We start from the raw sequence: 14,880 nt of genomic DNA, 5'->3' as shown, positions 1-14,880 counted from the left end.
TGATCTGATTCTCTAATTGTTACAGTTTAATGTAAAAAGAAATTTGTATTGCACTTTATCGATAATTTAAACCAATAAATCGATTAAATCGGTAGGTTGGTCGAAAAAACAATCTTTCCCATTAACTTTGAAATTCGAGTGATTCCCCTTGTAAATACAATACTTAAACCAAATTTTAACTGCATTAATCTTTTCTGAATGGGAAATCTTTACACTTATCGAACTTTAGTACTTCTCCTTTGCAATTTTTATTTCTTAGCATTGACGGCCCAAAACCCTTCGGACGATGGCCAATGGAGTCCACCTGTTTCTTTTGGAATAGTTCCAGTGGCTGTAGCCAACCTTCCCGACGGAAAACTTTTGACGTGGTCTTCCCAGTTCAGAGGTACCTTTATTGCCGAAGGTGATGGAGCTACTTTCACAGAAATATTTGACCCTTTTCTAGGTGCCCACGGTCAAGCCTTGGGTGAGTTTACGTCCAATACCGATCACGATATGTTTTGTCCGGGTATTAACAACCTTCCTGATGGTCGTATTTTATCCGCTGGGGGAACCACAAGTGAACGTACCAGTATCTATGACCCACTGACCGGTGTATGGAGCGTGGCCGACGAAATGAATATCCCTCGTGGATATCAAGGTAATGTGACACTTTCAGATGGTTCGGTTTTTACCCTTGGAGGATCATGGAGTGGCGGGGAAGGCAATAAAGATGCCGAACTTTGGTCTCCTTTAACAGGTTGGACACTCTTGCCCGGGTTGCAAAACGAATTGCTTTGGAACAGTAATGACCTATCACAAGAGGGAAGGGGTATTTATAGAGTAGATAATCATGCATGGTTATGGCCTGCACCCAATGGAAAAGTATTTCATGCGGGGCCAGGTGAGCGTATGCATTGGATCGATGTTGAGAATGGTGGGTCATTTACGAATGCGGGTCAACGAGGTAATGACACGTATTCCATGAAAGGTACTACCGTTATGTTCGATGTTGGAAAAATCTTAAAAGTTGGTGGATCAAGGTCTTACGATAGCGATACACCCGCAAAAGACAATTCTTATGTTATTGATATAAATGGAGCTTCCCCTATAGTAACTGCAACCAACAATAACCTCTCCTATTCACGTACTATGCATAATAGTACGGTACTGCCAAATGGAGAAGTTTTGGTTACTGGTGGTTTAGATATCGCCCAGGTGTTTACCGATGTTGGGGCGCGGCTTACAGCGGAAATGTATAACCCGACCACAAATACTTGGCGCAATGTCGCCGGAATGACTATAGCAAGAACTTACCATAGCGTAGGTATACTTATGCTCGACGGCCGCGTTTTTGTTGGTGGCGGGGGGCTATGTTCCGGTCCTAATCCCGATTGTGTAAATCATTTTGATGCAGAAATTTATAGTCCTCCTTATTTGTTTGATGCAGGGGGTAACTTGGCTACTAGGCCCCAGATCGTTGGTATTACGAATTCTGCTTCTCCTGGAACAGGTAGTTATGGGGAAACTATCGTAGATTATGGAGAAACCTTAAATATTACGACAGACACTAACGTTAGTGACTTCAGTCTAATCAGGTTTTCGGCTGCAACCCATAGTACGAACAATGAGCAGCGTAGAATTCCTTTGACTACTACTCCAGGAACTTCACATGCTTTGACTATTCCTAACCGAAATTTGTTGCCGCCTGGGTATTATATGCTTTTTGCAATGGACTCAAATGGTGTCCCTTCAATTGCAGCCACAGTTAAGATCGGAAATGCTACTACCCAAGACTACAATCCTAATTTGGTACTCGATCTAAATTTTGATGAGGGCACTGGGGTAAACATCACCGACAACTCTCAGTATAATAATAATGCTATCATAAAAGAACATGATGATAATGGCAACGAGGTGACTCCAAACGGGAACTACTGGAATACTAACGGTGTTTTTGGGGGTGCCTTGGAAATGGATGGGCTCGAATTTCAAAGTAATACCATTGTAGAAATTCCCCGTTCGGCATCATTGACTTCGATTGTCGATAATATAACAGTGATGGCTTGGGTAAATAGAGACTCCGGGAGTGTTATACCACAAACGGGAGCCGTTTCCAACGTAAATATTTTCGGGCATGATTACCCCAGTATTTTCTTTGGTTATCATAACTCGTTATACAAATGGTCGTTCAGAACTGAAAATGGCCTGCTTGAGTGTTATGCAGGCTATGACCCGATGAACACATGGAATCATATTGCGGCCACTTACGATGGTGAGGTCGCAAGACTTTATGTCAACGGTGTTGAAATCTGTACCAAAGATATGGCAGGGAGTATAACACTCTTGAACAATGGAACCGAATATGAAACTTTTACCAGTTCGGGGTTTTATGACATACGGCCAGGTCCGGTCAAGCCCTACGGTAACGCCAGTGGTATTTCAGATGAGTTGGATGGTCGTTTAGATGAGTTGAAAGTCTTTAATAAGGCTTTGGGTTCCGAGGAAATTGTCAACTATTACAATTTGGGTAAACAGACTGGAAACCCTCAAATAGTAAACTGCCCCCCAAATACGATTATAGCCGAATATAAGGTCGATGATGGTGAGTGGCAGACCGGAAATTACATCAACGTAACTGCAGGCCGTGAAGTGTTCATACGGGCCCAAACAAGCGGAGAATATTTTGTGACTACACCACAGGTTAATGGTTCGACTTTTAGTTCAGTAAGTGATTTTCCAAATTTTGAGGATACAACAGCTTATAAGATCGACACCTATGTTGATAGAAACGGAAATCTCGACAGAAACAATGGTATAGTTGATGGATCCAATAGGGGCCAATTTGTGCTTACGACGGCAAACGGATGTGCTACGGTATTTAATTTAGAAGTTTCAGGAGGCTGTGATCCAGGTGATACAGTTGTATCTCCTGAATGGAGGTTGACTGATTCGGCTCCGGCATATGAAACAGGAAACCCGGGGCAAGACGTAACTATTTATCCGGTAGAAGGGGATAATGTTCGCTTAAGTATTCAGCCCAATGGTTTGAAATTTAATGTGACAAGACCCAATGGCACTGTCCAATATAATGTAGCCGGTGATTACACTATCAATAGTATATCACAATCCGATTCAGGTACATATCGCCTTGAATCTGAGCAAGGGTGTTCGGTTTTTATTACCATATCTTTTAATAACCCGATTTGTGATAACGGAGGCTTGATACCCGAATACACGATAAATGGGGTTGTTGGTAGTGGTAGTGGAGATGTGGTAGTTGATGAAGGGGAGGAAGTTATTTTGAGTATGTTGCCCGAAGGTGTTGATTTAACGATAACGTTGCCTGATGGAAGCACGGTAGGTGACAATCATAATTTAGGAAATGTTACTCCCGCCCAAAGTGGTATATATACATTTACCTCCGGACAGAATTGTGTGGAGACTATAAATTTGCAAGTAAACGATGCAGCCAGTTGCCCACCCGGAAGTATTATTCCGGAATATAGAATAGGGGGAACATGGCTTTCGGGAGAAGAAGACCTACACGTTGATGTGGGAACAGATGTTACTTTAAGTATGATTCCGAACGGAATAGGTTTAACCATAACGCTACCTGATGGGAACACGGTAGGGGACAATCATTTGCTTGGAAAAGTCAGTGAATCAGATAGTGGTAAATATTTATTGACCTCTGCAAATGGCTGTAAAACTACGCTAAACCTCACAGTTGGAGGGTGTCCTCCTGGTAGTTTTGTGCCCCAATATGTGGTAGAAGGAGTTTCGGGTAGTGGAAATACACTGACTGTTGATGAGGGACAAAACGTTATGCTTGGTTCGGCAGAGGATACGACTGGTCTTACCATTAGGCTACCGAATGGAACTATTGTCAATGGAGGTTATGATTTAGGAAGTGCTTCTCCTTCGCAGTCGGGCAGTTATAATTTTATTTCGGCCGATGAGTGTATGGCAACCTTTTTTCTACAAGTGAACGCCTCTGAAAATTGTCCTTCTGGAAGTGTTATTCCAGAATATATTGTCGATGGATTGACGGGTAGTGGAGGTACCCTTAATGTTAACCAAGGACAAGAAGTAATTTTAAGTATGTTGCCCGATGGGGTCGGTCTGACAATTACATTACCCGATGGGAGTACTGTGGGTGATAACCATAATTTAGGAAATGTCACTCCCGCCCAAAGTGGTATGTATACCTTTACCACGGCCGATGGGTGTGTTGAAAAGCTAGATTTTCAGGTACAACAGATTCTGAATTGTCCTCCTGGTGATATTCTTCCTGAGTATAATATAGATGGCCAATGGGCCTCAGGGGAAACTGAACTGCAAGTGGAAGAAGGTGCCCGGATTACTTTAAGTATGATACCTAATGATATTGATCTCACGATCACGCTTCCCAACGGGAGTACGGTTGGTGATAATTACTATATTCCGAGCGCAGGTGTTTCACATAGCGGAGCATATCTGTTGACTTCGGCCGAGGGTTGTCAAATAACCCTTAATCTTACGGTAGGAGATTGCGTTCCGGGCGCCGTGGTCCCCGAGTATACGGTCGACGGTACTACGGGCAGCGGTACGGGCACCCTTGTGGTCGACGAGGGGGACTCCCTTGTCCTTGGCACGGTCTCCGGGGCGTCCGACGTGACGATCGGTCTTCCCGGCGGCGGTACGGCCACGGGCTCGCACGACCTGGGTTCTGTTTCCCCTTCTGATGCTGGCACATATACCTTTACCACTGCGGCGGGCTGTTCGGCCACGCTCGATTTGGAGGTCAGCCCTTCCGGCTGCGCTCCGGGCTCGGTTGTCCCCGAGTACACGGTCGAGGGTACTACGGGCAGCGGTGCGGGCACCCTTGTGGTCGACGAGGGGGATTCCCTTGTCCTTGGCACGGTCTCCGGGGCGTCCGACGTAACGATCTCGCTCCCGGGCGGCGGCACGGCCACGGGCTCGCACGACCTGGGGCCTGTGTCCCTTACCGATGCGGGCACGTACACCTTTACGAGCGCTGCGGGCTGTATAGCGACGCTGTCCGTGGAGGTGAACCCGGTCGACTGCCCTCCCGGCAGTGTGCTTCCCGAGTACAACCTTGACGGGGTCTGGGACAGCGGGGCAACGGAGCTTACCGTTGCCGAGGGCACCCGGGTGGTGCTGAGCATGGTGCCCAACGGCGTCGGCCTTACGATCACGCTCCCCGACGGGAGCACGGTCGGGGACAACTATTCCCTTGGCAGGGTCGATGTCGCCGATAGCGGCAGCTACCTCTTTACCACTGCCGGGGGCTGCCAGACGACGCTTGACCTGACCGTGGGCGACGGCTGCGTTCCGGGCGCCGTGGTCCCCGAGTATACGGTCGACGGTACTACGGGCAGCGGTACGGGCACCCTTGTGGTCGACGAGGGGGACTCCCTTGTCCTTGGCACGGTCTCCGGGGCGTCCGACGTGACGATCGGTCTTCCCGGCGGCGGTACGGCCACGGGCTCGCACGACCTGGGTTCTGTTTCCCCTTCTGATGCTGGCACATATACCTTTACCACTGCGGCGGGCTGTTCGGCCACGCTCGATTTGGAGGTCAGCCCTTCCGGCTGCGCTCCGGGCTCGGTTGTCCCCGAGTACACGGTCGAGGGTACTACGGGCAGCGGTGCGGGCACCCTTGTGGTCGACGAGGGGGATTCCCTTGTCCTTGGCACGGTCTCCGGGGCGTCCGACGTAACGATCTCGCTCCCGGGCGGCGGCACGGCCACGGGCTCGCACGACCTGGGGCCTGTGTCCCTTACCGATGCGGGCACGTACACCTTTACGAGCGCTGCGGGCTGTATAGCGACGCTGTCCGTGGAGGTGAACCCGGTCGACTGCCCTCCCGGCAGTGTGCTTCCCGAGTACAACCTTGACGGGGTCTGGGACAGCGGGGCAACGGAGCTTACCGTTGCCGAGGGCACCCGGGTGGTGCTGAGCATGGTGCCCAACGGCGTCGGCCTTACGATCACGCTCCCCGACGGGAGCACGGTCGGGGACAACTATTCCCTTGGCAGGGTCGATGTCGCCGATAGCGGCAGCTACCTCTTTACCACTGCCGGGGGCTGCCAGACGACGCTTGACCTGACCGTGGGTGTACAAGCTGCTAGTGCGTTCGAAAGCAGTAAAGAAAGCGTTACTAGTGATTACAAGAAAAATAGTAATGATATTTTGGTCTTTCCCAATCCGACTACGGGAATATTGCAATTGAATTTGATTAATTATATGGGCTATTCGCTACGTGTTAATGTGTTTAACAATTCTCAGCAGAATGTAATGGAACATGAATTTGATGAAAACCATAGTGCCAATGAAATATTGATTTTCGGAGATCATATGTCAGAAGGACTCTATCGCGTAGTAATTGAAGGTCCAAGAGGTAACATTATTCAATCAGTGATACTGACACGGTAAGAAGGCATCTTTGATGCTTATTCGCAATACGATATAAAAATCCGTTTCAAGGAAGAACCATAACCTTGAAACGGATTATTGTTAATGGCCCCCTCTTCACTTTAATTATAAGAGAATAACCCATATGTTTTATTGAGGTAGTTCAATTCTTACCTAATTGTTAACAAATGTTAACGTTTTGCTGGTTTCATCGATTTTTTCTGATTTATTTAGGTTATAGGGGTCTTTTTTGTGTTATTCATCGTACTAATAATACATTTAAACGATTTTACAATTTTTTTAAGTAAAGCATAACCTCCGAATGCAGATGAAAAAAACCACTATTCTAGGACTACTATATTTTGTACTAGTTCCTTTTTTAAAGGCTCAAGATCCTGTAACTTATGAACAGGCATTTCCCAATTTAACCTTCGAATTCCCACTAGAAATTCAAAATGCCGGAGATGGCAGTAACCGATTATTTGTTGTAGAACAATCAGGAAAAATAAAAGTTTTTGAAAATGAGGAAAATACTTCGGTACAGCATACATTTATTGACATAAAAAACAAAATTACTTTTTCTTCAGGTCAGGAAATAGGATTATTGGGGTTAGCTTTTCATCCAAACTATAATCAAAACGGCTATTTTTATGTTTATCATACGAAGTATGGAAATACTGTGGATTATACCCAAGCGATAGTTGTAGCTAGATATCAAGTGAGTAGTAGCAATCCTAATCAAGCGGACACCTCAAGTAGGGTAGAGTTGTTTGAATTTCAAAAGACTTACAATAGTAATAACCACAATGGAGGGAAAATAGCCTTCGGCCCTGATGGATATTTGTATATAGCAGTAGGTGATGGCGGCGGTTATTCAGATCCGAACAAGAATGCCCAGAATTTAAATGTTGCTTACGGAAGTATGCTGAGAATAGATGTAGATCTAAATGGCAATAACCCCAAGGCCGCCAATGGAAATTATGAAATTCCCAGCGATAACCCAAGAGTTGGAAAAAGTGGGATGGATGAAATATATGCTTGGGGCCTCCGAAATACTTGGAAATTTTCTTTTGATTCGGAAACTAACCGACTTTGGGGTGCCGATGTTGGTCAAGATGCCTACGAAGAAATTAACTTGATTACAAAGGGAGGTAATTACGGTTGGAACAGATATGAAGGTAGTTCAACAGAGAGTAGTTCCACAAGTTTAGCTACTAGTCCTGATGTTAAACCAGTTTTTCAGTACAATCATGATAATGGAGATGTATCTATTACTGGTGGATATGTTTACAGAGGGGCAAGCAATAATACAGCGCTTCAAGGAAAATATGTTTTTGGTGATTACCTTTCTGGAAGAGTATGGTCTCTGAATTATAATTCAGGCGATAACTCGGCGACATCAGAATTGTTGTTCAGAACTAACGGACAATATATTTCCAGTTTCGGATTGGATGAATCAGGGGAAATATATTTCAGCGGCTATGGGTCCGTTGCCAAGATTTTTAAGATTGTTGGAGGAAATGTTGACCCATCTCCAGATCCCACCACGGTTGCCATAGATGGTGTAGGTGATTGGAGGGCATTTGAGAATGGCACCAATGGCATTGTTGAATCAATCGTCGTAGATGGAGATAATGTATATGTAGCCGGTAGCTTTTCTCAAATAGGTTCTTTGACGGCCAATAATATTGCACACTATAATGTTAACGAAGGATGGAAAACTTTATCTGTTGGTGCTAACGGAAAGGTGGCAGCTTTGGCCATAGCGCCCAATGGAAATTTATACGCTGGAGGCGAGTTTACATCAATTGGCGGTGTTTCGGCAAACAATGTTGCGGTTTGGAATGGTTCTTCTTGGGCTGCGATGGGTTCAGGGACGAATGGAACTGTTGCGGAAATAGCAGTGGATAATCAGAACAAGGTTTATGTTGCCGGTGGGTTCGAATCTGCTGGTGGAAAACCTGTTAAGAACATTGCATTTTGGTTTAATGGATCATGGTCTTCTCTTACAGATTCGAGTACGGGGGATAACGGAACCAACAACGAAATACGTGCTTTGGCTATCGATGAGAACAATTTACTCTATGTTGGAGGCAATTTTGATGTGGCAGGAGGAAAAAGTGCGTTAAGAATTGCAACTTGGAACGGTACTAGTTGGGATACATTGGGAGATGGCACAAACGGATTTGTTCAGGCCATTGTGACCACCCCGGATTTTATTTATGCCGGAGGTAATTTTTCTATTGCAGGAGGAAAAACCGTAAATCGAGTAGCAAGATGGGCAAGAACCTCTAAAACTTGGGAGTCTCTTGGAAATGGTGTTAGTGGGAATGTAAATGCGATGGTCTATAAAGATTCACATCTTTATGTTGGTGGAAACTTTGAGACAGCGGCTAATGATTCCAATACCAATTATATTGTTAAAAATGTTTCTTGTTGGAGCGCATCCAAAGGGTGGGAAGCCATGGGGCCATCAAAAGAAGTAGGTGTGAATAATTTGCTCAGTACCATAGCATTCTCAGGGGATGAAGAACATATCTTCGCTGGCGGTAATTTTAATACGGCTGGTGAGGCAACCGTTCAAAATATGGCAGTTTGGGGGCAGGCATTTGACTGTTCCGATGAACGATCGAATGTTGAGTTTAAGCTTGACAATGGTGATTGGGTTAGTGGTGACGCTGAAATCACGGTTGACGAAGGTACAACAGTAGAACTTAGATTGTCAACAAGTGCAGAAAGCTATATAGTTGTATTGCCAAATGGAAATGGAGAAGTAAATGGCGGGCATAACCTTGGGGCAGTTGCTATTGAGGATGAAGGAATATATGAATTTAGTACGATCTCGGGTTGTGTGACTACGTTTCGCATAAATGTAACCAAAAGTGATATTTTATGTGATGATGATAGTATAATTGCAGAGTATCAGTTAAATGGAATATGGCAGAGTGGCAACGGTAGTTTACAGGTCGATCTAGGCGATAGAATTGTTCTTAGTATGCTGCCTAATGGTATTGGATTGACCATAACGCTTCCTGATGGTTCTACCGTTGACGATAATTATCAACTTGGCTCGGTTACTGAGGCCGATAGCGGTGCCTATGTGTTTACTTCAGAACAGGGTTGTACTGCCACGTTGAATTTGGTAGTGGGTACATCTTTAGAATGCGATGTGGCTTTAGCTCCCGAGTATAACCTAAATGGTATTTGGCAAAGTGGGACAGCGGACTTACAAGTAGAATCGGGGTCCAAAATGATAATGAGTGCTATTCCTAACAGTGAGAGCATAAGCATTACTTTGCCAGACGGTTCCATTGTGGGAGATAATTTTAACTTGGGGCAAGTTTCGGAAACCGACAGCGGAACTTATTTAATTACAACTGTAGAAGGGTGTACGACACAATTGAATCTTACCGTTGGCAGTGGTACTATTCCAACAGAATGTGATGGAGAATTGATTCCAGAGTATAACTTGAACGGTATTTGGCAAAGTGGGGAAACTGATCTACAGGTAGAAGCTGGAGATTCAATGATATTAAGTATGTTGCCAAATGGAATTGGATTGACCATTACTTTGCCTGATGGTTCGACTGTAGGCGATAATTATTTGATCAGGTCGATTACCGAAGACGCTAGTGGAAGCTATGTATTTACTTCCGCTGAAGGATGTTCAGAAACTTTTAATCTTTCGGTATTATCTGGGGTAGATGGTGAGTGTACATCATCGAATATAATCCCGGAATATCGTATCAATAACACTTGGTATAACGGAAGCAGTGAAATTACCCTAGATGTCGGAACAGGATTATTGCTGAGCATGTTGCCAAATGGAAAGCCATTGGCGATAACACTTCCCGATGGTACAGTGGTAGGGGATAATTACTATTTAGGGAGGGTATCGGTGGCCGATAGTGGTACATATATTCTAAGTTCCGAAGGAGAATGTAGGGCACTTACTATAGAAGTGAAAGATTTACCAAATTGTTCTACAGGGGAAACGGTTCCCGAATACAATGTTGGAAACGCTTGGTCAAGTGGCGACAACTTTCTACAGGTAGAGGAGGGGGAAGATTTGATTTTGAGTATGCAGCCTAATGGTATTGATTTGACGATTACTTTGCCTAATGGAAATAAAGTAGGGGATAATCACGTAATTAGAAATATCTCATCTTCTGATGCCGGTGTCTATATATTAGAGCCGGCCAATGGTTGCAAAACGACCTTACAGCTTTTTGTGACTCCAGACGTCGGCGTTAAGGCTGTAAGTTTAGCGGGTAAAGTTATTGCTGATGACTTCTCTGAAGTTTCCAGAGACCTTATAACGGCATATCCTAACCCTACGGCGAACACGGTCTTTATTGAACTAGGAGCGACGAATAACACATCCTTTGAATTGGTCATTTATGACATGAAGCAACAACAGGTGTACTCAGAACAGATAGAAAATAACCTGTCAAACCGTCTTGAAGTAGACCTTAGTGCTTATAGTGAAGGTATTTATTTCGTTTCTATTCGCGATAAAAGAGGAGAAGTCTCGATTCAGAAAATAGTGAAAACCAGATAATTTTCAATTTAAAGATATACTCTAAAGAAGCCCTTGTGATTAACCAATGCAAGGGTTTTTCTCTTTTTGCGACAAAGGTGGCATAACAATTGTTTTATGTACCACGAAAAAAAGTTGCATATGCCCGGTTGTAACCATAACAGGGCTTTTCGACAAATGATGTTTAATTTTATAAATCGATATTCTGTTTAAAAAATGACAGAATGACCGAATATATTGATATGGGAGATTCCAAATTTTCAAATTTTGACAATATGTCTTTGCAAGGAATAGACGAGGATTCTGAATTGATTCCTTTGCTTACTGCCGAAGACGAAGAGCAAATGAACGGTGAAAGCTTACCGGAAACATTGCCGATACTGCCTTTGCGCAATACCGTTCTATTCCCCGGTGTGGTAATTCCGATTACTGCCGGCAGGGATAAATCTATTAGCTTGATTAAAGACGCAAATAACGGTTCAAAGGTAATCGGCGTAGTTTCCCAAAAAGATGAGGGTACCGAAAACCCTGATATTAAAGATATAAATACCTTGGGTACTGTTGCTCGTATTCTTCGTGTACTGCAAATGCCCGACGGGAATACTACAGTGATTATTCAAGGAAAAAAGCGTTTTGAAATAGCCGAGGTTTTGACAAAGAAGCCGTACATGACGGCTACGATAAGGGAAGCACAAGAGCAGAGGCCCAATCGTAATAGTAAAGAGTTCAAGGCTATAATTGAATCAATTAAAGAATTGGCACTGCAGATAATTAAAGATAATCCGAATATACCTAGTGAAGCATCTTTTGCTATTAAGAATATTCAGAGTAATTCGTTTTTGATAAATTTTGTCTCATCTAACCTGAATTTAAACGTAAAGGAAAAGCAAGAGCTATTAGAGATATCAAGTTTGAAAGAACGTGCCTTGACCACCCTGAAGTATATGAATACCGAGCTCCAAAAATTGGAACTTAAAAATGATATTCAGTCCAAGGTTCGTAGTGATATGGATCAGCAGCAACGCGAATACTTTCTGCACCAGCAAATGAAGACCATTCAAGAAGAATTGGGGGGTGTTTCGTATGATGAGGAGATTGATGAAATGCGGATCAAGGCCAAAGAAAAAAAATGGGGAAAGAAAGAAAAAGAGCATTTCGAGAAAGAAGTAGCCAAGATGCAGCGTATGAATCCCCAAGTTGCCGAATACTCAATTCAACGAAATTATTTAGATCTTTTCTTGGATCTTCCTTGGAATGAATATTCGAAAGATAAGTTCGATTTGAAAAAAGCGGAAAAGATCTTGGATAGAGACCATTATGGTTTGGAAGATGTCAAGAAAAGAATTATTGAGTATTTGGCGGTCTTAAAACTTCGGAATGATATGAAATCGCCTATTCTTTGTCTATATGGCCCTCCAGGGGTAGGTAAAACCTCTTTGGGTAGATCAGTGGCCGAGGCACTCGGTAGGGAGTACGTGCGTATGTCATTGGGCGGGCTTCGTGATGAAGCGGAAATTCGTGGTCATCGAAAGACCTATATTGGTGCAATGCCAGGACGGATCATTCAAAGTGTTAAGAAAGCAGGTACGTCCAACCCCGTTTTTATTTTAGATGAAATAGATAAACTTGCAAGTAGCCACCAAGGTGACCCATCATCGGCCATGTTGGAAGTATTGGACCCCGAACAGAATGCCGAATTCCATGACAACTTTTTGGAATTGGGATATGACCTTTCAAAAGTTATGTTTATAGCAACTGCGAACAACCTCTCCACGATTCAGCCAGCGCTGAGAGATAGAATGGAGATAATAAACGTTACAGGGTATACGATTGAGGAAAAAGTAGAAATTGCAAAAAGACACTTGTTGCCCAAGCAGTTAAAGGAGCATGGCCTGAATGCGAAACACTTGAGAATTGGCAAACCGCAATTAGAAAAAATTGTAGAAGGATACACGCGTGAGTCAGGTGTTCGAGGTTTGGAAAAGCAAATCGCCAAAATGGTTCGCTATGCGGCAAAATCGATAGCCATTGAAGAAGAGTATGATGTAAAAGTGACCAATGCAGATGTAGAGAAAGTTTTGGGTCCCGCAAGATTGGAACGTGATAAGTACGAAAATAATGAAGTGGCCGGGGTAGTGACCGGGTTGGCATGGACCAGTGTTGGTGGTGATATACTTTTTATTGAATCCATATTGTCCAAAGGTAAAGGAGCGATGAATATCACCGGAAATCTGGGAAAGGTGATGAAAGAATCTGCCACAATAGCCATGGAGTATATCAAATCGAACGCCGATAGGTTCGGAATCAATTCTGACGTTTTTGCGAATTATAATGTTCATATTCATGTGCCGGAAGGGGCGACTCCAAAAGATGGTCCGAGTGCGGGAGTTACTATGTTGACTTCTTTGGTATCTCTGTTCACTCAGAAAAAAGTCAAAAAGAGTATAGCTATGACGGGTGAAATTACGCTAAGGGGAAAGGTTCTTCCAGTTGGCGGAATTAAGGAAAAAATATTGGCCGCAAAGCGAGCACGAATAAAGGAAATTATTTTATGTAAAGACAATGAACGGGATATTCTTGAAATTAAGCAAGATTATCTGAAAGGATTGACCTTCCACTATGTTGAAGATATGCATGAAGTAATTGATATAGCTTTGACGAACCGTAAGGTTAAAAATGCCAAAAAACTCTGACATAAGACAAAAACTATTCCTTAATAAATAATTCAGGAACAATTTATTTCTGCTTATTTTTGACTAATGGCAAAAATCACAATTGCAATAGATGGTTATTCATCTACAGGAAAAAGCACCATTGCTAAACAATTGGCAAAGACGCTCGGGTACGTATATGTTGATACTGGTGCGATGTATCGGGCAGTAACGCTCTTTGCCATGCGAAATGGTTTTGTTGGCGGACAAGATGAAAATATTGGCGCTCTAGTAAAACTGCTTCCTAAAGTAAAGTTGAAGTTCGTGTATAATGAAGCATTGGGATATTCTGAAATATACCTTAATGGAGAGAATGTAGAGCGTGAAATTCGTACGTTGGAAGTTTCCAAACATGTTAGTCGCATAGCCGAAATTGAGGAAATACGCCATATGTTGGTAGATATCCAAAAAGATATGGGCACGGAGAAAGGTATTGTTATGGATGGTAGGGATATTGGAACGGTGGTCTTTCCGAATGCCGAATTAAAGATTTTTATGACCGCATCACCTGAAAAAAGAGCTTATAGGCGTTACAAGGAACTTTTGGACAAGAAGGAAAATGTCACCTATGAAGAGGTGTTGGCCAATGTTGAAAATAGAGATCGAATAGACTCGAATAGAACATTTTCCCCGTTGAAAAGGGCTGATGATGCCATACTATTCGATAACAGTGATATGGGGTTGGAAGAACAATTTGAGCGCATGTATAATCATGCACTTCGCATAATCGAGAAACAAAAAGACCTGTCGATTTCTTAAGAAACAACAGGTCTTTTCTTGCAAAATCTCTTTTTTTAAAGATTAGGAATTACCAAGACCTGATCCGGGTGTATGACATCAGGGTTTTTTAAGAGATTGGTGTTGGCTTCAAATATTTGTTTATATTTCATCGGGTCGCCATAATAGTGTTTGGCTATCTTACTTAAAGATTCTCCGCTTTTCACAGTATGCGTTGCATAAACGGAAGTATCCGCAACAGTAATGTTGGCCTTTATGTCGGAAGGGTTTTCTCCGCCAATTTCTTTTATTTTATCCCAAATTAGATTTTTCTCATACTGGTTTTGAGCCTCTCCCTTTACCTTTAAAACTCCGTTTTCCTCGGTTACATTTCCATCTTTTATACCTAATTCCTCCCCAAGATTTAAAACGGGTTGGTACTTTGCTTTAACACTCATAGTTGTTTTTGTTTAATGGTTAATATTATTGGGTTCAAGATAATGATTCTTAAGG

5 protein-coding genes are annotated in these 14,880 nt (G+C 43.3%); 4 read left to right on the top strand and 1 reads right to left on the bottom strand.

Going from position 1 to position 14,880, the window contains the following annotated elements:
* The first annotated feature begins 198 nt into the window (after positions 1 to 198).
* From AACZ88_RS17805 to cmk, 4 genes are all read left to right on the top strand, one after another.
* Complete coding sequence (locus AACZ88_RS17805) at positions 199 to 6,420, top strand: galactose oxidase-like domain-containing protein (RefSeq protein WP_339713144.1); 6,222 nt, start codon at positions 199 to 201, stop codon at positions 6,418 to 6,420.
* Positions 6,421 to 6,727: 307 nt separating this feature from the next.
* Positions 6,728 to 10,960: a PQQ-dependent sugar dehydrogenase gene (locus AACZ88_RS17800; protein WP_339713142.1), complete on the top strand. Its 4,233-nt coding sequence runs from the start codon at positions 6,728 to 6,730 to the stop codon at positions 10,958 to 10,960.
* Positions 10,961 to 11,181: 221 nt separating this feature from the next.
* Complete coding sequence (gene lon / locus AACZ88_RS17795; RefSeq protein WP_339713418.1) at positions 11,182 to 13,632, top strand: endopeptidase La; 2,451 nt, start codon at positions 11,182 to 11,184, stop codon at positions 13,630 to 13,632.
* 66 nt (positions 13,633 to 13,698) lie between these two features.
* Positions 13,699 to 14,409 carry a (d)CMP kinase gene (gene cmk / locus AACZ88_RS17790; RefSeq protein WP_339713139.1) on the top strand — a complete coding sequence of 237 codons (711 nt, stop codon included), beginning with the start codon at positions 13,699 to 13,701 and terminating at the stop codon, positions 14,407 to 14,409.
* Between the two features lie 35 nt (positions 14,410 to 14,444).
* On the opposite strand, the gene AACZ88_RS17785 is transcribed toward cmk, so the two are convergent.
* On the bottom strand, positions 14,445 to 14,825 hold the full coding sequence (locus tag AACZ88_RS17785; RefSeq protein ID WP_339713136.1) for a LysM peptidoglycan-binding domain-containing protein: 381 nt from the start codon (positions 14,823 to 14,825) through the stop codon (positions 14,445 to 14,447).
* Between the last annotated feature and the right edge of the window lie 55 nt (positions 14,826 to 14,880).

Source organism: uncultured Kriegella sp. (assembly GCF_963975415.1).
GTDB lineage: Bacteria > Bacteroidota > Bacteroidia > Flavobacteriales > Flavobacteriaceae > Kriegella.
The sequence above is the reverse complement of the archived record's forward strand: the minus strand, read 5'-3'. Positions and strand labels throughout refer to the sequence as shown.